Below are 24,416 nucleotides of genomic sequence, written 5' to 3'. Positions count from 1 at the left end.
GAAAAGCGACCACGGTCCGCACACGAAAACGACGGGCCGACCAAAGGGGCGCGGGGAACTGCGCAGGCCCCCGGCACGGCAGAGCCGAACCCCGGCCACCCCGAGCGGAGCCTCAGAGCACCCTGTCCCGGAGGACCGGAAAGACCTCCCGGGTCTCGGCGACCTTCGCCGGAGAGAGGTCCACCGTCAGAACCTCCTCCCCCACCCCCGCGGCAGCGAGAACATCCCCCCAGGGATCCACCACCACACTGCGCCCCGCCTGCTCCACCCCCGCGTGCGCCCCCGCCGTCCCGCACGCCAGCACGTACGCCTGGTTCTCCACGGCCCGCGCCCTGGCGAGCAGCGTCCAGTGCGCGCTGCGCCGCTCGGGCCAGCCGGCCGGGACGACGAAGGCGTGGGCGCCCGCGTCCACCAGGCCGCGGAACAGTTCGGGGAAGCGGAGGTCGTAGCAGGTCGCGAGGCCCAGGGTGAGGTCGGGCAGCGGGACGCTGACGAGGCGGTCGCCCGCGCCCATCAGCACCGCCTCGCCCTTGTCGAAGCCGAAGCGGTGGATCTTGCGGTAGGTGGCCGCGAGGGCGCCCTCGGGCGAGAACACGAGGGAGGTGTTGTAGACCGTGCCGTCCTCGCCGCGCTCCGGCACGGACCCCGCGTGCAGCCACACCCCGGCGTCCCGTGCCGCCGCGGACATCTCGCGCGCCGTGGGCCCGTCGAGCGTTTCCGCCTCGTCCGCGAACCGCTCGTACGCGAAGGCCCCGGTGGTCCACAGCTCGGGAAGGACGACCAGATCACTGCCGCTCTGCTCGCGCACCAGCGAACCCGCGCGCACGCGGCGGGATTTGATGGTCTCGTCCGGGTTCACGTCGATCTGGATGAGCGAGGCGCGCACAGTACCACCGTCCTAACCTTCGAGCCGTCAGCACTCCGGGAAACAGCCTACGATCGTCACACCAAAGCACTGCCGGGGTCCTGCCCGGCAGCGTAACTTAGCGACCAAGCCTCCCACGCAGTCCCGCAGTCCAGCCCGCGTACAAAAGAACCGCCGAGGGGTCCCGTGACCGTCCATCCCAGCCTTCAGACCTACGCCGATGCCTGGACCCACTCCATCGAGGCGATATCCGAGCTGGTGCAGCCGCTCGTCGAGGGCGAGTGGAACCGGCCGACACCGTGCCCCAACTGGTCGGTGCGGGACATCGTGTCGCACATCATCGGCATGGAGTGCGAGCAGCTGGGCGACCCGAGGCCGATCCACACCCTGCCGCGCGACATCTTCCACGTCCAGACCGAGTTCGCCCGCTACATGGAGATGCAGGTCGATGTGCGCCGGCACCATACGGCGCCGGAGATGACCTCCGAGCTGGAGTACACGATCATTCGCCGGGCGCGTCAGCTGCGCAACGAGAACCGGGATCCGGACACCAAGGTGCGCGCCCCCCTCGGCGCGGAGCAGACCCTTGAACTGGCTCTGCGGATGCGGGCGTTCGATGTGTGGGTGCACGAGCAGGACCTGCGCTGGGCCCTGAACAAGCCGGGGAACCTGGATTCGCCGGGCGCGTACGTGGCGCGCGACATCCTGCTGCACACGCTGCCGAAGGTCGTCGCGAAGAACGCCGGCGCCCCGCCCGGCTCCGCGGTCGTCTTCGACATCCACGGGCCGGTCGAGTTCCTGCGGACGGTACGGGTCGACGCGGACGGGCACGGCACGATCGACGGCGCGCCCTCACTGGGCCCGCTGGTCACGCTCGCCATGGACTGGGAGACGTTCCTGCGGCTCGCCTGCGGCCGGGTCCGCCCGCACGCGGTCGCCGACCGCGTCAAGACGGAGGGCGACCAGGCGCTGGCGGACGCGATCCTGCGGGAGTTCGCGGTCACGCCGTAGGGCGCGGTCACGCCGTGGGGCGGGCCTATACCGGGACGTGCACGGCTTCCACCCGGCTCGCCACGAGCCGTTCCCGCTCGCGGCGCTGGGCCCGGGCCCTCAGCCGCAGGATCTGGGCGAGGCCGAGCGCCTCCAGGAAGAACACCGACGAGAAGGCGATCCGGTAGTTGTCGCCGGTCGCGTCCAGCAGGACGCCCACCGCGAGCAGGGTCGTCATGGAGGCGATGAAGCCGCCCATGTTGGTGATGCCGGACGCGGTGCCCTGGCGCTCCGGCGGGTTGGCGGGGCGGGAGAAGTCGAAGCCGATCATCGACGCGGGCCCGCACGACCCGAGGACCACGCACAGGGTGACGAGCAGCCACATCGGCGCGTGGGCGCCGGGGTAGGCGATGGTGGCGGCCCAGATGAGTGCGGTCGCTCCTATGGTGCCGAGCGCCAGGGGGAGTCGGGCCGCGTGGTGGCGGGCGATGAGCTGGCCATACACCAGACCGACAACCATGTTGGAGAGCACCACCAGGGTCAGCAGTCCGCCGGCGGTGCCGCGGTCCAGGCCCTGCGCCTCGACGAGGAACGGCATGCCCCACAGGAGCAGGAAGACCATCGCCGGGAACTGCGTCGTGAAGTGCACCCACATCCCGAGCCGGGTCCCCGGTTCGCGCCAGGACTCGACGATCTGACGGCGTACGAAGGCCGCTCCGGCGTGGTGCGCGGGCGGCGGCTCGTGGCCCTCGGGGTGGTCGCGCAGGAAGAGCAGGACCAGCACCAGGACGACGACACCGGCGAGCGCGCTGCCCGCGAAGGTCTGCGTCCAGCCGACGCCGTGCAGCGCCCGGGCGATGACGAGGGTGGACACCAGATTGCCCGCCATGCCGAACAGCGCGGCGACCTGGCCGATCATCGGCCCGTGCTTGGCGGGGAACCAGCGCGAGCCGAGCCGGAGCACGCTGATGAAGGTCATCGCGTCCCCGCAGCCGAGCAGCGCGCGGGAGGCCAGTGCGGCGGCGTACGAGGGCGACAGGGCGAAGCCGAGCTGTCCGACGGTGAACAGGACGGTCCCGAGCACCAGGACCTTCTTGGTGCCGAGCCGGTCGACCATGAGGCCGACGGGTATCTGCATGCCCGCGTACACGAGCAGCTGGAGTATGGAGAAGGTGGAGAGCGCCGAGGCGTTGACGTGGAAGCGGTCGGCGGCGTCGAGGCCGGCGACGCCGAGCGAGGTGCGGAAGATGACGGCGACGAAGTAGACGCCGACGCCCGTGCCCCACACGAGGGCGGCCCGGCGCCCGCCCAGCGGCTGGGGCGCCGGGTGTGCGGCAGAGCTCATCGGTCGTCCCCCCTGACCAGGATCTTGACCCAGCTGAGGTGCTGGCGCACGCAGTGCGCGGCCCGCTCGCCGTCGCCGTCCCTGATGGCGTCCAGCATTTCCTCGTGCTCGGCGATGTTCTTGGCGACGCGGTCCGGCTGTGCGTGCATGACGGCGACGCCCATGCGCAGCTGGCGGTCCCGCATCTGGTCGTAGAGCCGGGCGAGGATCTCGTTGCCGGCGTGGCGCACGATCTCGGCGTGGAAGCAGCGGTCGCTCACGGCGAGGGCGGCGAGGTCCCCGGCGGCGGCGTGTGCCTTCTGCTCGGCCAGGATCGCCTGGAGGCGCTGGACGAGGCGCTCGGGCGCGGGAATGGCGCGGCGGACCGCGAACTCCTCGACCAGCAGCCGGGTTTCGACGACGTCGGCGGTCTCCTGTGCGGAGACGGCGAGCACCAGGGCGCCCTTCTTCGGGTAGAGCTTGAGCAGCCCTTCGACCTCCAGTTTGAGCAGCGCCTCGCGCACGGGCGTGCGCGAGACCCCGACCGCCTCGGCCAGCTCCCCCTCGGTGAGCAGCGTGCCGCCCTCGTAGCGGCGGTCGAGGACGGCCTGCTTGACGTGCATGTAGACGCGGTCGGCGGCAGGGGGCTGCTTGGTGGCGGGGGCCGGGGCGGGAGGCATGCGCACAGGATAGATACAACAGGGGTGCATCAGAAAGCACCGTCCGCATCCCGGGACGAAGGCGCCCCGCGCCCTCCGGGCGGCGCTAGCGGGTTCGCGCGCAGCCGCGGGGCAGGGCGGGGAAGTCCTGGATCTGGTACGGCGCGTCGGGGCCGCCCTCGACCTTGGTCCTGAGCACGGGCGCGGGCCCGTATGGCGTGCGGATCTCGGCCCGGATCCCGGCGGACGCGGGCAGTGCGGGGCGTGTGCGGTCCAGGGTGCCGAAGCCCGTGAGCGGTCGGCCGGGGCCGTCCTTGAACGTGACGGCCGGGCCGGACGGGCTCAGGGACAGGACCGCCGTGACACCGGCGCCGATGGAGACCTCCAGGGTCGCGGTGCAGACCCGGGCGGCGGGCGTGCGGGCCTCGGCCGGTCGGGCCGCGGCCGGGTCGAACAGGGGCCCGGCGAGCGCGGCCGCGATCAGCGCGGCCCCGAGACCGGCCCGGACGTACGGCGCCATGCACGACTCCCCTCGGGCGTGCCCCCTGCCCTCACTCTCGGCCGCGGCGGGGGCCCGTGCAACCGGGCAGGGGCCACTGCAGCCGGGAGCTGCCCCGGGCACGCCGCGGCCCCCGCCGCGCGGGGTGCGCGGCGGGGGCCGGAGGTGGTGCCGGGGCCGGTCAGGCCCAGGTGATGAACCGCTTCGGCTGCTCCAGGACGGCCGCGACATCGGCGAGCACCTTGGAGCCGAGCTCGCCGTCGACCAGGCGGTGGTCGAAGGAGAGGGCCAGCGTGGTGACCTGGCGCGGCTTGATCTTGCCCTTGTGCACCCAGGGCTGGAGCTTGATCGCCCCGACCGCCAGGATCGCGGACTCGCCCGGGTTCAGGATCGGGGTGCCGGTGTCCACGCCGAACACGCCGACGTTGGTGATGGTCACCGTGCCGCCCGACATCGCCGCCGGCGAGGTCTTGCCCTCACGCGCCGTCGCCACCAACTCGCCCAGCGACTCGGCCAGTTGCGGCAGGGTCTTGTCGTGGGCGTCCTTGATGTTCGGGACGATCAGGCCGCGCGGGGTGGCCGCGGCGATGCCCAGGTTCACGTAGTGCTTGAGCACGATCTCCTGGTTCGCCTCGTCCCACGCGGCGTTGACGTCCGGGTTGCGCTTGATCGCGACCAGGAGCGCCTTGGCGATCAGGAGCAGCGGGTTGACCCGCAGGCCCGCCATGTCCTTGTCGGACTTGAGCTCCTGGACCAGCTTCATCGTCCGCGTCACGTCGACGGTCACGAACTCCGTGACGTGCGGCGCCGTGAACGCCGAGCGGGTCATGGCCTGCGCGGTCGCCTTGCGCACCCCCTTGACGGGGATCCGCGTCTCGCGGACGTCGCCCTGAACGACCGGCGCCGGAGCGGGAGTTGTTTCACGTGAAACAGGGGCCTGCTCGGCGACCGGGGCCGCCGCCGCGTGCACGTCCTCGCGGGTGACGATGCCGTCGGGGCCGGTGGGCACCACGGTGGCGAGGTCGATGCCGAGGTCCTTGGCGAGCTTGCGCACCGGCGGCTTGGCCAGCGGGCGGGCCGGGGCGGGGGCCTGGCCGTTCAGCTCGGTCTGCACGGCGCGCAGCGCCTCGGCCGGGGCCTGCTCGGGCACCGCGGCGCCCTTGCGCGGGCGGCGCTTGGTGGAGGCCTCGGACACGCCGTAGCCGACGAGGACGGGCTGGCGGCCCTTGGGCGCCCCCTCCTCGGCGGGGGCGGCCGGGGCGGGGGACGCGGCCGGGGCGGCGGGCACGGCCGGTGCCACGGGCTCGGCCGCGGGGGCCTCCTCGGCGCCGGGGGCCACGTCCACGGTGATGATGGACGTGCCGACGTCCACCGTCACGCCCTCCTCGAAGTGGAGTGAGTGCACCACACCGTCGTAGGGGATGGGCAGTTCGACGGCCGCCTTGGCGGTCTCGACCTCGCACACGACCTGTCCGTCGGTGACGGTGTCACCGGGCTGGACGTACCACTTGAGGATCTCGGCCTCGGTGAGTCCTTCGCCGACGTCCGGCATCTTGAACTCGCGGAAGCGGGCTGCGTTCTGCGTCATTGTCGTCACGACCATTCCCTCAGTACGCCAGCGAGCGGTCGACGGCGTCGAGCACCCGGTCGAGGCCCGGCAGGTACTCCTCCTCCAGGCGGGCCGGCGGGTACGGGGCGTGGTAGCCGCCGACCCTGAGCACCGGGGCCTCCAGGTGGTAGAAGCAGCGCTCGGTGATCCGGGCCGCGATCTCCGCCCCGGCGCCGTAGAAGACCGGCGCCTCGTGCACGACGACCAGGCGGCGGGTGCGCTCGACCGAGGCCTGGATGGCGTCGAAGTCGATGGGCGACATCGAGCGCAGGTCCACGACCTCGACCGACTTGCCCTCCTCCTGCGCGGCGGCGGCCGCTTCGAGGCACACCTTCACCATCGGGCCGTACGCCACGAGCGTCAGGTCCGAACCCTCGCGCACCGTACGGGCCTTGTGCAGGGGGCCCGGGATGGCGTCGGTGTCGACCTCGCCCTTGTCCCAGTAACGGCGCTTGGGCTCGAAGAAGATGACCGGGTCGTCGGACTGCACGGCCTGCTGCATCATCCAGTACGCGTCCGACGCGTTGGAGGGGCTGACCACCTTGAGCCCGGCCACGTGCGCGAACAGCGCCTCGGGGGACTCGCTGTGGTGCTCGACCGCGCCGATGCCGCCGCCGTAGGGGATGCGCACGACGACCGGCAGCTTGATCTTGCCGAGCGCGCGGGCGTGCATCTTCGCCAGCTGCGTGACGATCTGGTCGTATGCGGGGAAGACGAAACCGTCGAACTGGATCTCCACGACGGGCCGGTAGCCGCGCAGGGCCAGGCCGATCGCGGTGCCGACGATGCCGGACTCGGCGAGCGGGGTGTCGATCACCCGGTCCTCGCCGAAGTCCTTGAACAGGCCGTCGGTGACGCGGAAGACGCCGCCGAGCTTGCCCACGTCCTCGCCCATGACGAGAACCTTGGGGTCGGTCTCCATCGCCTTGCGGAGCGACTCGTTGATCGCCTTGGCGATCGGCAACTTCTTTACAGCCATGGCTAGTTGCCCTCCCCGTCCGAGAACGACGCCTGGTAGGCGGCGAACTGGGCGCGCTCCTCGTCGACGAGCGCGTGGCCGTCGGCGTAGATGTTGTCGAAGATCGCCATGGGCTCGGGGTCCGGCATGGCGCGGACCACCTCGCGCACCCGCTTGCCGAGCGTCTCCGACTCGGTCTCCAGCTCCTCGAAGAACGCGGCGTCCGCGTGGCCCGCCTTCTCCAGGTGGACGCGCAGACGCAGGATCGGGTCCTTGGCCTCCCAGGCCTCGCGCTCCTCGTCGGCCCGGTACTTCGTCGGGTCGTCGGAGGTGGTGTGGGCGCCCATCCGGTAGGTGAACGCCTCGACCAGGGTGGGGCCCTCGCCGCGGCGGGCCCGCTCCAGGGCGGACCGCGTGACGGCCAGACAGGCCAGCACGTCGTTGCCGTCGACCCGCACGCCGGGGAAGCCGAAGCCCTGGGCGCGCTGGTAGAGCGGCACGCGCATCTGCTTCTCGGTGGGCTCGGAGATCGCCCACTGGTTGTTCTGGCAGAAGAACACCACGGGGGCGTTGTAGACGGCGGAGAAGGTGAACGCCTCCGCCACGTCGCCCTGGCTGGAGGCGCCGTCGCCGAAGTAGGCGACGACCGCGCTGTCCGCGCCGTCCTTGGCCACGCCCATCGCGTACCCGGTCGCGTGCAGCGTCTGCGAGCCGATGACGATCGTGTACAGATGGAAATTGTTGGTCGTCGGATCCCAGCCGCCGTGGTTGACGCCGCGGAACATGCCGAGCAGATTCGTCGGGTCGACGCCGCGGCACCAGGCGACGCCGTGCTCGCGGTAGGTCGGGAAGACGTAGTCGTCGTCGCGCAGGGCGCGCCCGGAGCCGATCTGGGCGGCCTCCTGGCCGAGCAGCGAGGCCCACAGGCCCAGCTCGCCCTGGCGCTGCAGCGCGGTGGCCTCGGCGTCGAAGCGCCGGGTCAGCACCATGTCGCGGTAGAGACCGCGCAGTTCCTCGGGGCTCAGGTCGACGTCGTAGTCAGGGTGCTCGACCCGCTCGCCCTCGGGCGTCAGCAGCTGTACGAGCTCGGGTTCGGCGGCCTTCTTCGCGCCGGCGCCGGCGGTGCGCTTGCTGCTGCGTCGCGGTTTGCGCGCGGCAGTGCTCTCCACGGTCACGTGCGTGCTCCTCCGTCTGTCCGGCTCCCGGGTTCGCCGGTGAGCCTGGGGGTCCCCCGGCTCACCGAGAGCTTGGGGGAGGCTCGCCTGTCCGTCTCAAGTGCACGGGGTGTGTGCGCTCGGCCGGGGTCCAGGCGTGACAGGTGCCCCGGCGAGCGCCCTGTCAAAGGCACGTTACCCAGTGCTGCGCATTACTGCGAAACCCCACTTGACCTGCAATTTTGCTTGGATTTCCAAGTAAATCGAGAAACTGGGGAACAGCCGCTGGTCACAGCCTTGCAGGCCGCCGGAACAACGGCACGTTATCCCGGTCGCGCACGTTCGGGAAGGGGTCACTTATGGCACCTTCCGGCGGCCTTCGGATGAATGTGTGAGACTGATTCCGTGCGCGAAACAGGCAAAATCACCGTATTCCTGCTCGACGACCACGAGGTGGTGCGTCGCGGCGTCCACGAAATGCTCTCGGTCGAGGACGACATCGAAGTGGTGGGCGAGGCCGGTACCGCGGCCGACGCCCTGGTCCGGATCCCGGCCACCCGCCCCGATGTCGCCGTGCTCGACGTACGGCTCCCGGACGGCAGCGGCGTCGAGGTCTGCCGCGAGATCCGTTCGCAGAACGAGGACATCAAGTGCCTGATGCTCACCTCGTTCGCGGACGACGAGGCCCTGTTCGACGCGATCATGGCCGGCGCCTCGGGCTACGTCCTGAAGGCGATCCGCGGCAACGAACTGCTCACCGCGGTGCGCGACGTGGCGGCGGGCAAGTCCCTGCTCGACCCGGTGGCCACCGCCCGGGTCCTCGAGCGACTGCGCGACGGCGGCCGGAGCAAGGGCGACGACCGCCTGGCCAGCCTCACCGAGCAGGAGCGCAAGATCCTCGACCTGATCGGCGAGGGCCTGACCAACCGCGTGATCGGCGAGCGCCTGCACCTCGCGGAGAAGACGATCAAGAACTACGTCTCCTCGCTGCTGTCCAAGCTGGGCATGGAACGCCGCTCCCAGGCGGCCGCCTACGTGGCCCGCATCCAGGCCGAGAAGAACCACTAGCGCCCCACGGGCGGCTCCCCGCGCATTCGGGACCTAGGGCCCGGGCGGGCGGGGGCGCCGGGCTCTTACGACGGGCCGCGGCGGACGCGAGAGTGGGGGCATGTCCACCGAGGAAGCCCGCGCCATCGAGCTGCTCGGCCGCGTTCCGTACGGCCGGGTGGCGACCAGCATGCGAGCCCTGCCGTTCGTGGCCCCGGCCCGCCACATCGTGGTCGACGGCCGGGTGGTGCTGCGCCTGCACGCCGGGCTCGGCTACCACCACGCCTGCCTGGGCAGCGTGGTGGCCTACGGCGCCGACAACCTCAGCACCGGGGAGCGCGCGGTGTGGTCGGTGCAGTTCACCGGTACCGCCGAGCCCTTCGAGCCGTCCGCCGAGGAGCTGCGGCTGTTCGGCGCCGATCCGCGCGAGGTGGACGGCGAGCCCTTCGACGCCGTCTACATGCGGATCGAACCCCAGTTCGTGACCGTCCATTCGCTGGACTACTCCACGGAGCGCCGACTCAAACACGTTGCGTGATCTAGCATCTGACGGGTGCCGCGCTCATCTGCAACTCCCCCGGTCGGCGACCTCCTGCGGCGCTACGAGGCGCCCGGTGAGCCGCTCTCCTGCGAGCGGGTCGCCCAGGGCCTGCTGAACCGCGGCTACCGGCTCGCCACCACCCGCGGCGACTACTTCCTCAAGCACCACCTGGACGGCGACCGCGAGGCCATCGCCCGCCAGCACCGCGCCACCGAGCGCCTCCAGGCCCTGGGCGTCCCCGTGGCCCCGCCCGTGCCGGACGCCGACGGCGACACCGTCGCGGTCATCGGCGGCCACTGCTACGCGCTGCACCCCTGGGTGCACGGCCGCCACCGCGACGGCGCCCAGCTCTGCACGGTGGAGTCCCGCCGGCTCGGCGCGCTGCTCGGGCTCGTGCACACCTGCCTCGCCCAGGTCATGGAGCCCGACGTGCCCCAGGGCGAGCACGCCAGCGCCGACCCCGCCGACACCCTCGCGCTCATCGACGACCTGGTGGCACGGGCCCGCCGGCACCGGCCCCGGGACGCCTTCGACGAGCTCGCCGAACACCGCCTCCTGGAGCGCCGCTTACTGCTCGGCGTGCACGCCCACCGCCGCCCGGCCGCCCCCGCCACCGGCGCCTGGGTGCACGGCGACTTCCATCCGCTGAACCTGCTGTACCGGGGCGAGGGCCGCTCGGCCGAACCCGCGGCGATCGTCGACTGGGACCGGCTCGGCGTCCAGCCCCGCGCCGAGGAGGCCGTACGGGCCGCGGCGATCTTCTTCGTCCGGCCCTCGGGCGAACTGGAGCTGGCGAAGGTACGGGCGTACGCGCGCGCCTACCGCCGGGCCGCGGGCGCCGACGCCGAGGAGCTGGCGGCGGCGGTGCACCGGGTGTGGTGGGAGCGGCTCAACGACTTCTGGATCCTGCGCTGGCGCTACCAGCTGCACGACCGAAGGGCCGACCCGCAGTTTCCTGCGGCGTCGGCCCTTGCGGTCTGGTGGACCCGCGAGTACGAGGCGGTGTGCGAGGCCTTCGCGGGGTGATGACCCGCGCTCTCCTGCTCGGCCCTGCGGTGTCGTGCTCGGCCCTGCGATGTCCAGCGCGGTCCTGCGATGTCCTGCGGTCAGGGGGTCGGCTTGGTGCCCCCGGGGCCGGAGGTGGTGCCGGTCGTGGTGCCCTTGGTGGTGCCCTGGTCCGTACCGGCGGTGGTGCCCTTGGTGGTGCCCTGGTCCGTACCGGCGGTGGTGCCCTTGCTGGTGCCCTGGTCGGTGCCCTGGTCCGTACCGGTCGTCGTGCCCTGGTCCGTGCCCTCGCTCGTACCGGTCGTGGTGCCCTGGTCCGTGCCCTCGCTGGTGCCCGACGTCGTGCCCTGGTCGGTGCCAGGGGAGTGCGAGGTCTGCGACTTGCTCGGGGACGGCGAGGCGGAGCGCGAGCGGCGGTGCGAGGGGGACTCGCCGTTGCCGTTCGTGCTGCTGTAGGACTGGCCCTGGCTGGTGTCGGGGGTGTCCGGCGTCGAGGGGGTGTCCGAGTCGGAGACCGACGGCGAGGCCTTCGGGGAGTCCGACGTCGTGGTTCCGGTGCCTCCGGAGCCGCCCGACCCCTGCGCCGCGTTCAGCGCGAAGGCCACGCCCGCGGCGATCGCCACGATGGCGAGCACCACGAAGAGCACCATCCGACCACCGCGGCCGCCGCTCTGCTTGTGGCCGCCCGTGTCGTAGCCGTCGTAGCCGCCGTCGTTCGGGTTCATCGGCGGCAGGATCGGCCCGCCCATCTGCGAGGTCTCCCCGTGCATGGGGTGGCCCATGGCCGTCGTGGCGCCGGTGACGCCCATCGCCGGGGTGTGGGCGCCCTCGTGCATGAGCTCGACCGGGCCGGTGTTCCACGTCCCGGTGTGGCCGCCCTGCGCCTGGAGCATCTGCAGCCCGTACTGGACCAGGCCGCGCATCTCCTCGGCGGACTGGAAGCGGTCGTCCGGGTCCTTGGCCAGGGACCGCATGACCAGGCCGTCGAGCTCCGGCGGCGCCACATGGGCCACCTGCGACGGCGGCACCGGCATGTCCTGGACGTGCTGGTAGACCACGCTCAGCGGCGTCTCACCGATGAACGGGGGCCGCAGCGCGAGCAGTTCGTACAGCAGGCAGCCCGTCGCGTACAGGTCGGAGCGGTGGTCGACGGCCTTGCCGAGCGCCTGCTCGGGCGAGAGGTACTGCGGGGTGCCCATGACCATGCCGGTCTGGGTCATCGTCGACTGGGCGCCGTGCAGGGCCCGCGCGATGCCGAAGTCCATCACCTTGACCGCGCCGGTGTCCGTGATGATCACGTTGGCGGGCTTGATGTCACGGTGCACGATGCCGTGCTGGTGCGAGTAGGCGAGCGCCTCCAGGACACCGGAGACGATGATCAGCGCCTGCTCCGGCGGCGGGGCGTCCGCGTCCACGAGCAGGTCGCGGATGGTGCGGCCCTCGACCAGCTCCATCACGATGTACGGGACGGTCTGGCCGCCCACGAAGTCCTCACCGGAGTCGTACACCGCCACCACCGCGTGGTGGTTGAGCCCGGCCACCGACTGCGCCTCACGCGTGAAGCGCGCCTTGGACACCGGGTCCTCGGCGAGATCGGCACGCAGCAGCTTCACGGCGACGGTGCGGCCCAGGCGCACGTCCTCGGCGGCGAACACCTCCGCCATGCCGCCCCGCCCCAGGCGGTGCGTGAGGCGGTAGCGGCCGTCGCCGACGAGTCCGCCGACCCACGACTCGTGGTCCTGGGCATCGGGCATCCCGGCGCCGCTTCCGTCGGGTTCGGGTGCCATCAGTCCTCGCCGTCGTATCTGGCCGCGTCCGCGGTCTTCCTTACGGTCTTCCGTCATGCTGTACCGCTGGTTGTGCAGTAGTGCACGCTACAGCGTTCGCGCGGGGCGCCGGTCCGGGATGGACCGGCCATCCCATCGGTTCCGTGTGTACCCATGCAAATCCCGTACGTTTTCCATGCGGGTCCTGTAACGCTTGCGAGACGCTTCCAGCGCGTACGGTCACGGAACGGGCACTCGGCTTGACGTGACCGACCCCTCGGGCAGACTTGGCCTGAAAAATCGAGGATCAGCACGGGCCACCGCGCCAAGGGGGATGCACAGTCATGAGCCAGGACGGCGCACAGGGCCGCTATGCGGGCGGTTCCATCGCGGGCGGGCGCTACCAGCTGCGCGACCTCCTCGGCGAGGGCGGCATGGCCTCGGTGTACCTCGCGTACGACTCGGCGCTCGACCGCCAGGTCGCCATCAAGACCCTGCACACCGAACTCGGCCGGGAACAGTCCTTCCGCGAGCGGTTCCGCCGCGAGGCCCAGGCCGTCGCCAAGCTCCAGCACACCAACATCGTCTCGGTCTTCGACACCGGCGAGGACGAGCTGGGCGGCGCCCTGATGCCGTACATCGTCATGGAGTACGTGGAGGGCGAGCCGCTGAGTTCGACCCTGCACCGCGACACCCAGCAGTACGGCGCGATGCCCGCCGACAAGGCGCTCAAGGTGACCGCCGACGTGCTGGCCGCCCTTGAGGTCAGTCACGAGATGGGCCTGGTCCACCGCGACATCAAGCCCGGCAACGTGATGATGACCAAGCGCGGTGTCGTCAAGGTCATGGACTTCGGCATCGCGCGCGCCATGCAGTCCGGCGTCACCTCCATGACGCAGACCGGCATGGTCGTCGGCACCCCCCAGTACCTCTCGCCCGAGCAGGCGCTCGGCCGCGGTGTGGACGCCCGCTCCGACCTGTACTCGGTCGGCATCATGCTCTTCCAGCTGCTCACCGGGCGCATCCCCTTCGACGCCGACTCGCCGCTGGCCATCGCGTACGCGCATGTCCAGGAGGAGCCGGTCGCCCCGTCCTCCCTCAACCGGTCGATCACCCCGGCCGTGGACGCGCTGGTCGCCCGCGCCCTGAAGAAGAACCCGAACGAGCGCTTCCCCAGCGCCCAGGCCATGCACGACGAGATCCACCGGATCGCCTCCGCGGGCCAGATGGGGGCCGCCCCGGTCATCACCGGCGGCGCCCCGCCGGTCAGTGGCGCGGGCGTCGGCGCGACGGTCTTCCCGCCGCTGGACTCCCAGGCCGCGCCCGGCCTCCAGGGCAGCGTGCAGACGCCGTACCAGTCGGGCCCCTACGGCCCGCCCACCCCGGCGCCCACCGCCCAGCCCTCCTACGGCTACCCGCAGCAGCCCGCCCCGATGGCGGCCCAGACGCCGCCGCCGTACTCGATGACCCCGTCGCACACCGCGCCGCACACCCCGCCGGCCGCCTCCGGCGGGTCGACGCGGAACACCCCGGTGATCGTGGGCGCCATCGCGGTCGCCCTGCTCGCGGTCGGCGGCCTGATCACCGCGCTCGCGCTCAACAACAACGGCGACGAGGGGGGCGGCGGCGACGCCAAGGCGAGCAGCAGCGCGTCCACGTCCGCCAACCACAAGGGTCCTGAGCGCGACCGCACGATGAAAACCGACAAGTGCACCTCGCCGCAGACCTCCACCGTGGACCCGGGCAAGGTGCAGGCTCCCGACTTCACCTACAAGGACATCCTGTCGGTGAAGTCCTGCATCCAGGCCGCCGGCTGGAAGGTCAACACCGAGACCATCGACAACGGCCAGTGGGGCCAGGACACCGTGGTGACCCAGTTCCCGGCCGCGGGCGTCGATGTGGACAAGAAGAACGCGCAGTTCACGCTGCAGATCTCCTCGGGCAACCCGCCCGCTCAGTAGGCCATCGCGCAGCAGGCCGTCGCCCTTGGCGCGGAAGGCCCGGCACCTCTGGTGCCGGGCCTTCGCGCTGCCCGGTCGCTCCCTCCTCTCCCGTTCGGCGCACCCCCGGCGGCTCTCGGGATGCCGTCCAACTCCCCGCGTGTGACGCTGATTCGGTCACCCCAGGCGCTCCATGTCGGTACGGGAAGGGGCCCTCCCATGGCTCCAGGGATCCGGTCGCTCACCTCGGCCGTCTCGCTGACGGGAGCGCTGCTCCTGATGCCCCTTCCGTACGCCGTCGCCGTCGGGCCGCCGTCACCCGGCCCCTCCACCACCGCGCTCCTCTCCCCCTCGGTCCGGCCCTCGGTGCAGCCCTCGCCGCAAGCCCTGGTCGACGACCAGCGTCTGGCGGGCAGCCGGGCGGGGGTGGGCCGTACCCGGCCGGGTCGTGTGGAGTCGACCGAGGACCTGCTGCCCGACGTCTCCGACGCGATGGCTCCCGACGAGCCGGCCCCGGCCCGTGAGGCGGCCGACCCGCCTGCCGCACAGCGCCCGCCCCATGAGCCCGAGAGGCCGTCGTCCGCGCCCACGCCGGCCGAGCGCCCGCCCTCGGCCCGCCATCGTCAGCGCTCGCAGGCCCTGTCCACCAGTGACGATCTGCGCTTCCACGTCCTCTCCCTGGGGGCCGGGCTCGCCCTGACGGGTCTGGGGCTCGGGTTCCTGGGGCTGCGGCTGCGCAGGCCGTGACGGGAGCGGCGCCGAACGGCCGACGTTTCACGTGAAACACGGCCCATCCGGCCGGAATCCCCGCCCGCGGGACGGTGGATCACCGCGTGCCGGGGGCACAACGTGAGGTGAGGCACGTGTGCGAGAGAATGGACGGCATGGAGATGCCGAGGAACGACAAGTCGCCGGACAGCCCCCACATCCTGGTCGTCGGCCAGGACGGTATGGCGATCGGCGGTGGAGACGACGAGTCCCGCGAGGTCCCGGTGACGGAGATGGTCGAACAACCCGCCAAGGTCATGCGGATCGGCAGCATGATCAAGCAGCTCCTGGAGGAAGTCCGCGCGGCTCCTCTCGATGAGGCGAGCCGTGTCCGCCTCAAGGACATCCACGCCTCCTCGGTGAAGGAGCTGGAAGACGGCCTTGCGCCGGAACTGGTGGAGGAGCTGGAGCGGCTCTCCCTGCCGTTCACGGACGAGAAAATTCCCTCGGAGGCCGAACTGCGCATCGCTCAGGCCCAGTTGGTGGGCTGGCTCGAAGGCCTCTTCCACGGAATCCAGACGGCCCTGTTCGCCCAGCAGATGGCGGCCCGCGCCCAACTGGAGCAGATGCGCCGCGCGCTGCCGCCCGGCCTCTCGCACGAGGACGACGACGACGACGAGGACGGCGGTCCGCACGCGGGCGCCCGCTCGGGCCCGTACCTGTAGGCCCGTACCTGTAGGCCGGACCCGGCGGTGCCGGGGCAGGGGCAGTGAAGGAGGGGGCGCCGTCGCGGCGCCCCCTCTTCGTGTTCACCCGACCGTCGGGCTCTGAGGCTCTCGGACTCCCGGGTTCTGGGGCTTTCGGGTTCTGGGGCTTTCGGGTTCTGGGGCTCTGGGGCTTTCGGCCGCCAGGCTTCGGGACGTCGAGCTGTCAGGCCGTCGGGCTGCTCAGCCGTCGGGCTGTCAGGCCGTCAGCAGCACCTTGCCGACGTGGCTGGAGGCCTCGAGCACCCGGTGGCCCTCGGCGGCGTTCGCGAGCGGCACGTGCTGGTCCACGACGGGCCGCACCCGGCCGTCCGCGATCAGCGGCCACACGTGCTCGCGCACGGCCGCGACGATCGCCGCCTTCTCCGAGGCGGGACGGCCCCGCAGCGAGGTCGCGGTGACCGCGGCCCGCTTGGTGAGCAGGGCGCCCAGGTTCAACTCGCCCTTGGCGCCGCCCTGGAGACCGATCACCGCGAGCCGCCCGTTGACGGCGAGCGCGGACACGTTCCGCTCCAGGTACTTCGCGCCCATGTTGTCGAGGATGACGTCGGCGCCCGCACCGTCCGTGGCCTTCAACACCTCGTCCACGAAGTCCTGTTCGCGATAGTTGATCAGGACGTCGGCGCCCAGCTCCGCACAGCGCTCCAGCTTCGCGGGGCTGCCCGCCGTGACGGCGACCCGGGCGCCGACGGCCTTGCCCAGCTGGATCGCCATGGTGCCGATCCCGCTGCCGCCGCCGTGAGCGAGGAGCGTCTCGCCCGGACGCAGGTGGGACACCATGAACACGTTGGACCACACGGTGCAGACGACCTCGGGCAGTGCGGCGGCCGAGATCAGGTCCACTCCGTCGGGCACGGGCAGCAACTGCCCGGCCGGCACGGCCACCTTCTCGGCGTAGCCGCCGCCGCTCAGCAGCGCGCACACCTCGTCACCGACGTGCCAGCCGGACACGCCCGCCCCGAGTGCGACGATCCGTCCGGAGCATTCGAGGCCCGGGTAGGGGGAAGCGCCGGGCGGCGGGTTGTAGAAGCCCTGGCGCTGGAGCACATCGGCACGGTTGACGGCGGTGGCGGCCACCTCGACGAGGACCTCGCCCTCGCCCGGTACGGGGTCGGGGACCTCGGCCCACACCAGCGCCTCGGGACCGCCCGGCTCAGGAATCGTGATCGCATACATGCGGCCGACGCTACTCCGGCTGCCCCTCGGACGCCGCGCCACCCGCTCGTACGATCGTGATCAGCCGGTCGGTCAGTTGCAGCGGGCTCGCCTTGGGGTCGTCGTAGGCCAGCAGGCGGTGGCCGCGCAGCACGCTCACCACCAGGTCCGAGGTCTCGCGCACCCCTCGCCCGACCTCGCTCTTGGTCACCGGCCGTTCCACCATGTCGAGGCCGCTGCCCTGCTGGATGATGTCCTCCATCACCGCGCCCGCGCTGGGGCTGAGCACCGAGAGACCGAGCAGCCGGCCGGCCGCGCTGGCGCTGGTGATGACGGCGTCCGCACCGGACTGGCGCAACAGCGGGGCGTTCTCCTCCTCGCGGACCGCGGCGACGATCTTCGCGCCCCGGTTCAGCTGGCGGGCCGTCAGGGCGACCAGGACCGCGGTGTCGTCGCGCTGGGTGGCGATGATGATCTGGCGGGCCTTCTGCAGTTCGGCCCGCAGCAGCACGTCGCTTCGGGTGGCATCACCGATGACGCCGACGAAGCCTTCCGCGTTGGCGGTCTCGATCACCTTGGCGCTCGGGTCGACGATGACGACCTGTTCCTTCTTCAGGCCGGTCGCGCACAGGGTCTGGATCGCGGAGCGGCCCTTGGTCCCGAAGCCGATGACGACGGTGTGCTCGCGCAATTGGGCCTTCCAGCGATTGAGCCGCCACTCTTCACGGGTCCGTTCGGTGAGGACCTCGAGTGTGGTGCCGACGAGGATGATCAGGAACAGCACGCGCAGCGGGGTGACCAGCAGGATGTTGGTGAGCCGTGCGCTGTCGCTGTACGGGACGATGTCGCCGTAGCCCGTCGTGGAGAGCGTGACGGTGGCGTAGTAGACGGCGTCGAGGAAGTCGACCTTGCCGTTGGCGTTGTCGTGGTAGCCGTCACGGTCCAGCCACACGATGAGTGTGGTCAGCATCAGCACGGCGAGCGCCATGAGGATCCGTTTGGCGACCTGGCGCAGCGGCCGGTCGACGACTCGGCGGGGCAACTGGACCCGCCGGGTGATCAGATGCTCGCCCGCCTGGCGTGCCATCGCGTCATGGCCGGGCAGTTTCACGTGAAACATCCTTGTACACGGCGGCAGTCGGTAGTGCGCGGAGGGTACCGGCGGCGGTGGGCGTCGCGAAAGCGGTGTTTCACGTGAAACATCCCTCGCCCGTGCCGGCCTGCGCCCAGGGCAGATCGAGGATCTCGGTCTCCTGTCCGGCCCGCGCACCCCCGGGCGGCACCACGGCGAGGCCGTCGGCGGCCGCGATCCCGCGCAGCATCGCGGGGCCGTTGTAGTGCAGCGCCACCACCAGGTCCCCGCGGTGCACCACCGGGACGAGCCGGGTGTCGTGCGGATGCCCCTGCACCTCGTGGCGCAACGGCGCGGTGTACGTCAACGGACGGGTGCGGCAGGCGAGTTCGCGGAGCAGCGGTTCGGCCAGGGTGAACAGGCCCGAGACCGCGGCGAGCGGATTGCCGGGCAGCCCCACCAGGTGCTTGCCCGTCCCGATCTGCGCCAGCAGCATGGGATGGCCCGGTCGCACGGCGACCCCGTCGACGAGAAGCTCGGCACCGGCCTTGTGCAGCACGGGATGGACGTGGTCGACGGGCCCGGCCGCGGTGCCGCCGGTCGTGATGACGAGGTCGGCGGACGAACCGGTGACGGCGGCGAGCAGCGCCCCCGCGTCGTCCTTCAGGCGCCGGGTCGCGATGACGTCGGCGCCGAGCGCGCGCAGCCAGAACCCGAGCATGGGGCCGAGCGCGTCACGGATCAGCCCGTCGCGGGGGAGGCCCTGGGTGAGCAGTTCGTCGCCCAGGACCAGGATCTCGACCCGGGGTCTGGGCACGGTCGCGAGGTCGTCGTACCCGGCGGCTGCCGCGAGGCCGAGCACGGCGGGGGTGACCAGGGCGCGGGCGGGCAGCAGTGCGTCACCCGAGCGGCACTCCTGGCCGCGCGGGCGGATGTCCTGGCCGTGCAGCACCACGCGGTCGGCCTGGAGCTGGGTGCGGGCCTCGTCGCTGCGGGCGTGTTCACTGCGGATGACTGCGGTGGCGCCGGCCGGGACGCGGGCCCCGGTGGCGATGCGGACCGCCTCGCCGTCGGCGAGGCTGCCGGGGGCCGCGTGACCGGCGAGGATGCCGCCCTCCTTGACCGTCCAGGGGCCCGGGCCCGCGACGACCCAGCCGTCCATGGCGGAGGTGTCGAAGGACGGCAGATCGGTGAGCGCGATGAGCGGCTCGACGAGGATCTCGCCGAGCGCCTGCTCCAGCGGCACCCGGTGCGAGCGGACCGGTGCGGCGCGTCCGGCCCGGGCGGCCACGGCCCGGGCGTCGGGCCAGGCGGTGGTGCGGTGATGGGCGGCCGCGCGGCCTGCCCGCGGCGCGCCGGGGCGGGTGCCGGCGGCCGTGGCCCCACGGTGCGGGCCTCCATGGTCCGGGCCACCGCGGCGCGGGCCTTCACGGTCCGGGCCACCGCGGTCCGGGCCTTCGAGGTCGGGGCTGCCACGGTCCGGCCCGCCGGGGTCGGGGCCGCCACGGTCCGGGCCACCGTGGCCCGAGGCGGGCGCGGGCTCGATGTCCCGCAGCAGGGCCAGGGCCTCGTCGGACCCGTCGTCCGCCCCCGTGCCGCGGGCGGTCATCCGGCGTCGTTCTTCGGGCCATCGGCACCAGGACCGTCGGCGCCAGGACCTTGGAGGCCAGGACCGTCGGTGTTCGGGCCGTCGGCCTTGGCGTCGCCGGGCCCGGCGACGCCGGTCTTCGCGGGGTCGGCCTCCTCCGCCCAGCGCAGGGCGAGCGCCGCCGCCTTGCGGGCCGCTTCCGCCACGTCCTGACCCGCGCCGCCCGCCCGGGCGGCCGCGTAGCCGACCAGGAACGTCGTGAGGGGGGCGGCGGGCCGGGCCACGCCGTGGGCGGCGTCCCGGGCCAGGTCGAGCAGGACACGGGTGTCCACGTCCAGCTCGATGCCGAGTTCGTCCTTGACTGCGGTGATCCATTCGTCCAGCACGTCCCCATGGTCCCTGATCCGGGCCCGGGCGGCGGCGAGGTCCTCCCAGGTGTCGCAGTCGAAGGACGCGAGCGGGTCGGCCGGGACGCGGACGAGGTCGAGGGCGCGGACGAGGCGCCGCAGCGGGAGGCCGGTGAGCGAGCCGTGTTCGGCGGTGAGCAGCGCCAGTTCGCGGCGCAGCGGTTCGGCGCGGTAGACGGCCACGAGCGGCTGGTCGCGGCCGTCGGCGTCGGTGCAGAGCGCGCCGTCCCCCGCCCCGCCGCGCACCGCGCCGAGCAGGGCGTCGACGGTTTCGGCGCCCAGGAACGGCAGATCGGCCGAGAGCACGAGCAGGCTCTCGGCCGATGTGCGGCGCACTCCGGCGTCCAGGGCGGCGAGCGGTCCGCCGCCGGCCGGGTCCTCGCGGGCCCACTCCACGGGCCGTGCGGTGGGTCTGCGACCACCGACCACCACGGTGTTCGCCGCCCCGGCGCAGGCGCTGAGCACCCGGTCGAGCAGCGCCCTGCCGCCCACGCTGAGCCCGGGTTTGTCGACGCCGCCCAGGCGCTTGGCGGCGCCTCCGGCGAGCACGACGGCGTCGTACGCGGGGGCCGCGCCACCGCCCGCGCGGGCGACTTCGGCGTCACGCGCGGGCGGTGCGGCGTCATACGCGGACAGGGCGGCGTCATACGCGGTCATGCTCCGAGTATGGGCCGACGGACGATCACCGCCGCCCCCGCGAACGTCCCGACCGCGCGGGGCCGTCCGTCACAGACTGCGCAGCAGCACCGCCGGGTGCTCCACGCAGTCCGCGACATGGCGCAGGAATCCGCCGGCGGTGCCGCCGTCGCACACCCGGTGGTCGAAGGTGAGGGAGAGCTGCACCACCTGCCGCACCGCGAGCTCGCCCTCGTGCACCCACGGCTTGGGGATGATGCGGCCCACCCCCAGCATCGCCGCCTCGGGGTGGTTGATGATCGGCGTGGAGCCGTCCACCCCGAACACCCCGTAGTTGTTGAGCGTGAAGGTGCCGCCGGTCAGGTCGCCCGGGGTCAGCGTGCCCGTGCGGGCCGCCTCGGTGAGCCGGGCCAGCTCGGCGCCCAGCGAGTCGACGGTGCCGCGGTGGGCGTTCCGTACGACCGGCACGACGAGGCCGCGCTCGGTCTGGGCGGCGAAGCCCAGGTGCACCTCGGGCAGCCGCACGATCTCGCGGGCCTTCAGGTCGACCGTCGAGTTGAGCTCGGGGAACCGGGCGAGGGCGGCCGTGCAGATCCGGGCGAGGAGCGCGAGGACGGACACCTTGGGGCCGCCCGCGGCGTTCATGGCGGCGCGCGCCGCCATCAGCTCCGTGGCGTCCGCGTCCACCCAGCAGGTGGCGTCGGGGATCTCGGTGCGGCTGCGGCTGAGCTTGTCCGCGACCGCGCCCCGGATGCCCTTCAGGGCGATCCGCTCACCGGCAGCGGGAGCCGGGCTCGGCGGTGCGGCGGCGGCCGGGGGCTGCGCGGACGCGGCGACGGCCGATTCGACATCGGCGCGCAGGATCAGACCCTCGGGTCCGCTGCCGCTCAACTCCCGCAGATCCAGACCGTGTTCACGGGCCAACCTGCGGACGAGCGGTGAGATGACCGGCACCGGGCCCGCGTGCCCGGCCGCTCGGCCGGTGGCGGCGGCCGTGACGGCGGGAGCGACAGGCACCCCCTGACCGCCGGACGCCTCCTGACCGCCGGGCGCCCCCAGACCGCCGGGCACTCCCCGGACGCCGGGCGCCGACGCGGTGGCCGGCGCCGTGACCGGTGCGAGCGGGGTGGCCGGGCGCAGGCGGGAGCGGCGCCGGGTGGTGGCCGCACCCGTCCCGTATCCGACCAGGACGTTGCCCGAGTACTCGGAGGACTCGGCCTCCTCGGCGGCGCCGGGCTCGGACGCGGGGCCGACCGCCACGGTCAACAAGGGCGCGCCGACCGGCAGTTCGCTGCCTTCCTCGCCGAAGCGGGCGGTCACGACGCCGCCGTAGGGGCACGGCACCTCGACCATCGCCTTGGCCGTCTCGACCTCGACGACCGGCTGGTCCACCGCCACCACGTCGCCGACCGCGACGAGCCAGCGCACGATCTCCGCCTCGGTGAGCCCTTCGCCCAGGTCGGGCAGCTTGAATTCCAGGACCTGCGGCATCAGTGCTCCGCCTCCCACTGCAGCCGGGCCACCGCGTCCAGGACCCGGTCCACGCCGGGCAGGTGGTGCTTCTCCAGCATCGGCGGCGGATAGGGGATGTCGAAGCCCGCGACGCGCAGCACCGGCGCCTCCAGGTGGTGGAAGCAGCGCTCGCTGACGCGTGCGGCGATCTCTCCACCGGGGCCGCCGAATCCGGTCGACTCGTGGACGACCACGGCCCGCCCGGTGCGGCGCACCGAGGCGCACACCGTCTCGTCGTCGAAGGGCACCAGGGAGCGCAGGTCGAGGACTTCGAGGTCCCAGCCCTCCTCGCGGGCCGCCTCGGCCGCCTCCAGGCACACCGGTACGGACGGGCCGTAGGTGATGAGGGTGGCGCTGGTTCCGGGGCGCCGCACGACCGCCCTGCCGATGGGCTCGACGGCCGCGGGGGCCTCGGGCGACCAGTCGGACTTCGACCAGTAAAGGCGCTTGGGCTCCAGGAAGACGACCGGGTCGTCGCTCGCGATGGCCTCCCTGAGCAGGCCGTACGCGTCCTCCACGGTGGAGGGCGTGACGACCTTCAGGCCGGGCGTCGCCATGTAGTACGCCTCGCTGGAGTCGCTGTGGTGCTCGACGCCGCCGATGCCGCCGCCGTAGGGCACGCGCACCACGATGGGCATCGCCATGGCCCCGCGGGTGCGGTTGCGCATCTTGGAGACATGGCTGATGAGCTGCTCGAACGCCGGGTAGGCGAAGGCGTCGAACTGCATCTCGACGACCGGCCGCAGGCCGTACATGGCCATGCCCACGGCGGTGCCGAGGATACCGGCCTCGGCGAGCGGGGTGTCGGTGCAGCGGTCCTCGCCGAACTCCTTGGCGAGCCCGTCGGTGACCCGGAAGACACCGCCCAGGGTGCCGACGTCCTCACCGAGGACGTGGACCGTGGGGTCATCGGCCATGGCGTCGCGCATGGCGCGCTGCAGGGCCTGCGCCATGGTGGCGGGTTTGCGGGCGGTCGTGGTGCCGCTCGCGCGGTCGGTGGCGGTGGTCATCACCGGGCCTCGGCTTCCAGTTCGGCGCGCAACTGGGCCGCCTGCTCGCGCAGTTGGCCGCTCTGCTCGGCATAGACCTCGGCGAACAGGTCCATCGGGTCGAGGGTGGGCTCGGCGTTCATCTGCTCGCGCAGGGCCGCTGCCATGGTCTCGGCGGCTTCGGCGGCGGTGCGGATGCCGTCCTCGTCGAGGAGGCCGCGGGTGGTCAGCTCGCCCTCCAGGATGCGGATCGGGTCGTGGTCGCGCCAGGCGTCGACCTCGGCGGAGCCGCGGTAGCGCGTCGCGTCGTCGGCGTTGGTGTGGGCCTCCATGCGGTAGGTGACGGCCTCGATCAGGGTGGGGCCGCCGCCGCGCCGGGCGCGGGCCACGGCCTCGGAGATCACCTGGTGCACGGCCGGCGCGTCATTGCCGTCGACCAGGCGGCCCGGCATGCCGTAGCCGACGGCCTTGTGGGCGAGGGAGGGCGCCGCGGTCTGCTTGGCGAGCGGCACCGAGATGGCGAAGCCGTTGTTCTGGACCAGGAAGACCACGGGGGCCTGCCAGACGGCCGCGAAGTTCAGCGCCTCGTGGAAGTCGCCCTCGCTGGTGCCGCCGTCGCCGACCAGGGCGAGGGCCACCACGTCGTCGCCCTTGAGGCGGGCCGCGTGGGCCAGGCCCACGGCGTGCGGGAGCTGGGTGGCCAGCGGGGTGCACAGCGGCGCTATGCGGTGCTCGTGCGGGTCGTAGCCGGTGTGCCAGTCGCCGCGCAGCAGCGTCAGGGCCTGGACCGGGTCGAGACCGCGGGCGACCGCGGCCAGGGTGTCGCGGTAGCTCGGGAACAGCCAGTCGCGCTCCTCGAGGGCCAGGGCCGCGGCGACCTCGCAGGCCTCCTGCCCCGTGGACGAGGGGTACACGGCGAGGCGGCCCTGCTTGGTGAGCGCGGTCGCCTGCGCGTTGAAGCGGCGCCCGCGGACCAGCTCCCCGTACAGCCTCAGCATCAGCGCGCGGTCGAGCTCGGCACCGGTGCCGAGGACCCGGAAGGGCTCGGCGTCCGGGAGCAGCGGCGCCGGGTCGGTACGGGGCCTCCAGGCGGGGGGAGGGGTCGGCCGGTATGCGGCGGCACCGGGCAGCTCTTGGACCGTCATGCCAATGCACCTCCTTGTCGGGGAGCGGACATCCAGGCGGGGCGCGACTGTGACGCCCCTCACCAACCGATTGTTCGGTCGTG

At 72.6% G+C, this 24,416-nt stretch carries 22 protein-coding genes; 7 read left to right on the top strand and 15 right to left on the bottom strand.

Annotated elements, in window-relative coordinates:
* Positions 1 to 112: 112 nt before the first annotated feature.
* Positions 113 to 886, bottom strand: coding sequence for a carbon-nitrogen family hydrolase (locus ACGF3I_RS13020; RefSeq protein WP_393131158.1), 774 nt, complete (start codon positions 884 to 886; stop codon positions 113 to 115).
* A gap of 165 nt (positions 887 to 1,051) precedes the next feature.
* Here ACGF3I_RS13020 and ACGF3I_RS13015 point away from each other — a divergent pair, with 165 nt between their 5' ends.
* Positions 1,052 to 1,876 (top strand): maleylpyruvate isomerase family mycothiol-dependent enzyme, encoded by an 825-nt coding sequence (locus tag ACGF3I_RS13015; protein ID WP_393131156.1) that lies wholly within the window; start codon positions 1,052 to 1,054, stop codon positions 1,874 to 1,876.
* Between the two features lie 25 nt (positions 1,877 to 1,901).
* Here ACGF3I_RS13015 and ACGF3I_RS13010 read toward each other — a convergent pair whose 3' ends face one another.
* The 6 genes from ACGF3I_RS13010 to pdhA (ACGF3I_RS12985) form a co-directional block, all read right to left on the bottom strand.
* Positions 1,902 to 3,200: a nitrate/nitrite transporter gene (locus ACGF3I_RS13010; RefSeq protein ID WP_393131154.1), complete on the bottom strand. Its 1,299-nt coding sequence runs from the start codon at positions 3,198 to 3,200 to the stop codon at positions 1,902 to 1,904.
* Complete coding sequence (locus ACGF3I_RS13005; protein WP_393131152.1) at positions 3,197 to 3,859, bottom strand: GntR family transcriptional regulator; 663 nt, start codon at positions 3,857 to 3,859, stop codon at positions 3,197 to 3,199. Before ACGF3I_RS13005 ends, ACGF3I_RS13010 begins: the two co-directional genes overlap by 4 nt.
* A gap of 85 nt (positions 3,860 to 3,944) precedes the next feature.
* Complete coding sequence (locus ACGF3I_RS13000) at positions 3,945 to 4,358, bottom strand: hypothetical protein (protein WP_393131150.1); 414 nt, start codon at positions 4,356 to 4,358, stop codon at positions 3,945 to 3,947.
* A 160-nt stretch (positions 4,359 to 4,518) separates the two neighbouring features.
* The gene (locus tag ACGF3I_RS12995; protein ID WP_393131148.1) at positions 4,519 to 5,934 is read right to left on the bottom strand and encodes a dihydrolipoamide acetyltransferase family protein; all 1,416 of its coding nucleotides are present in this window, start codon (positions 5,932 to 5,934) and stop codon (positions 4,519 to 4,521) included.
* A gap of 10 nt (positions 5,935 to 5,944) precedes the next feature.
* Positions 5,945 to 6,925, bottom strand: a complete 981-nt coding sequence (locus ACGF3I_RS12990; RefSeq protein WP_393131146.1) for an alpha-ketoacid dehydrogenase subunit beta — start codon at positions 6,923 to 6,925, stop codon at positions 5,945 to 5,947.
* Between the two features lie 2 nt (positions 6,926 to 6,927).
* Positions 6,928 to 8,079, bottom strand: coding sequence for a pyruvate dehydrogenase (acetyl-transferring) E1 component subunit alpha (pdhA, locus tag ACGF3I_RS12985; protein ID WP_393131144.1), 1,152 nt, complete (start codon positions 8,077 to 8,079; stop codon positions 6,928 to 6,930).
* Positions 8,080 to 8,463: 384 nt separating this feature from the next.
* On the opposite strand from pdhA (ACGF3I_RS12985), the gene ACGF3I_RS12980 reads away from it, so the two are divergent.
* The 3 genes from ACGF3I_RS12980 (at position 8,464) to ACGF3I_RS12970 (ending at position 10,672) form a co-directional block, all read left to right on the top strand.
* Positions 8,464 to 9,126, top strand: a complete 663-nt coding sequence (locus tag ACGF3I_RS12980) for a response regulator (protein WP_393131142.1) — start codon at positions 8,464 to 8,466, stop codon at positions 9,124 to 9,126.
* 100 nt (positions 9,127 to 9,226) lie between these two features.
* On the top strand, positions 9,227 to 9,643 hold the full coding sequence (locus ACGF3I_RS12975; RefSeq protein ID WP_393131140.1) for a pyridoxamine 5'-phosphate oxidase family protein: 417 nt from the start codon (positions 9,227 to 9,229) through the stop codon (positions 9,641 to 9,643).
* 15 nt (positions 9,644 to 9,658) lie between these two features.
* Positions 9,659 to 10,672, top strand: a complete 1,014-nt coding sequence (locus ACGF3I_RS12970) for a phosphotransferase (RefSeq protein ID WP_393131138.1) — start codon at positions 9,659 to 9,661, stop codon at positions 10,670 to 10,672.
* A gap of 80 nt (positions 10,673 to 10,752) precedes the next feature.
* Here the strand turns inward: ACGF3I_RS12970 and ACGF3I_RS12965 are convergent, their stop codons facing one another.
* Positions 10,753 to 12,438: a protein kinase gene (locus tag ACGF3I_RS12965; protein WP_393131136.1), complete on the bottom strand. Its 1,686-nt coding sequence runs from the start codon at positions 12,436 to 12,438 to the stop codon at positions 10,753 to 10,755.
* Between the two features lie 323 nt (positions 12,439 to 12,761).
* Here ACGF3I_RS12965 and ACGF3I_RS12960 point away from each other — a divergent pair, with 323 nt between their 5' ends.
* The 3 genes from ACGF3I_RS12960 to ACGF3I_RS12950 all read left to right on the top strand — a co-directional run bounded on the left by ACGF3I_RS12960 (position 12,762) and on the right by ACGF3I_RS12950 (position 15,790).
* Positions 12,762 to 14,378 (top strand): protein kinase, encoded by a 1,617-nt coding sequence (locus ACGF3I_RS12960; protein WP_393131134.1) that lies wholly within the window; start codon positions 12,762 to 12,764, stop codon positions 14,376 to 14,378.
* 198 nt (positions 14,379 to 14,576) lie between these two features.
* Complete coding sequence (locus ACGF3I_RS12955; protein WP_393131132.1) at positions 14,577 to 15,104, top strand: hypothetical protein; 528 nt, start codon at positions 14,577 to 14,579, stop codon at positions 15,102 to 15,104.
* Positions 15,105 to 15,241: 137 nt separating this feature from the next.
* On the top strand, positions 15,242 to 15,790 hold the full coding sequence (locus ACGF3I_RS12950) for a bacterial proteasome activator family protein (RefSeq protein WP_393131130.1): 549 nt from the start codon (positions 15,242 to 15,244) through the stop codon (positions 15,788 to 15,790).
* 237 nt (positions 15,791 to 16,027) lie between these two features.
* Here ACGF3I_RS12950 and ACGF3I_RS12945 read toward each other — a convergent pair whose 3' ends face one another.
* The 7 genes from ACGF3I_RS12945 to pdhA (ACGF3I_RS12915) all read right to left on the bottom strand — a co-directional run bounded on the left by ACGF3I_RS12945 (position 16,028) and on the right by pdhA (ACGF3I_RS12915) (position 24,333).
* On the bottom strand, positions 16,028 to 17,005 hold the full coding sequence (locus tag ACGF3I_RS12945; protein ID WP_393131128.1) for an NAD(P)H-quinone oxidoreductase: 978 nt from the start codon (positions 17,003 to 17,005) through the stop codon (positions 16,028 to 16,030).
* A gap of 10 nt (positions 17,006 to 17,015) precedes the next feature.
* Entirely contained in the window at positions 17,016 to 18,104 is a 1,089-nt protein-coding gene (locus ACGF3I_RS12940; RefSeq protein WP_393131126.1) for a potassium channel family protein, read from the bottom strand.
* Between the two features lie 70 nt (positions 18,105 to 18,174).
* Complete coding sequence (locus ACGF3I_RS12935) at positions 18,175 to 19,665, bottom strand: molybdopterin molybdotransferase MoeA (RefSeq protein ID WP_393131124.1); 1,491 nt, start codon at positions 19,663 to 19,665, stop codon at positions 18,175 to 18,177.
* The gene (locus ACGF3I_RS12930; protein WP_393131122.1) at positions 19,662 to 20,708 is read right to left on the bottom strand and encodes an NTP transferase domain-containing protein; all 1,047 of its coding nucleotides are present in this window, start codon (positions 20,706 to 20,708) and stop codon (positions 19,662 to 19,664) included. The genes ACGF3I_RS12935 and ACGF3I_RS12930 overlap by 4 nt, the downstream gene beginning before the upstream one ends.
* Before the next feature lie 69 nt (positions 20,709 to 20,777).
* A complete protein-coding gene (locus ACGF3I_RS12925) occupies positions 20,778 to 22,178 on the bottom strand; it encodes a dihydrolipoamide acetyltransferase family protein (RefSeq protein WP_393131120.1) in 1,401 nt (466 codons plus the stop codon).
* On the bottom strand, positions 22,178 to 23,209 hold the full coding sequence (locus tag ACGF3I_RS12920) for an alpha-ketoacid dehydrogenase subunit beta (protein ID WP_393131118.1): 1,032 nt from the start codon (positions 23,207 to 23,209) through the stop codon (positions 22,178 to 22,180). Before ACGF3I_RS12920 ends, ACGF3I_RS12925 begins: the two co-directional genes overlap by 1 nt.
* Entirely contained in the window at positions 23,209 to 24,333 is a 1,125-nt protein-coding gene (gene pdhA, locus ACGF3I_RS12915; protein WP_393131116.1) for a pyruvate dehydrogenase (acetyl-transferring) E1 component subunit alpha, read from the bottom strand. The genes ACGF3I_RS12920 and pdhA (ACGF3I_RS12915) overlap by 1 nt, the downstream gene beginning before the upstream one ends.
* Positions 24,334 to 24,416: the final 83 nt, after the last annotated feature.

Origin of the sequence: Streptomyces sp. NPDC048111 (assembly GCF_043202815.1) — a bacterium.
In the GTDB taxonomy this organism is placed as follows: Bacteria; Actinomycetota; Actinomycetes; order Streptomycetales; family Streptomycetaceae; genus Streptomyces.
This window is presented reverse-complemented; position numbering and strand designations above follow the sequence as displayed.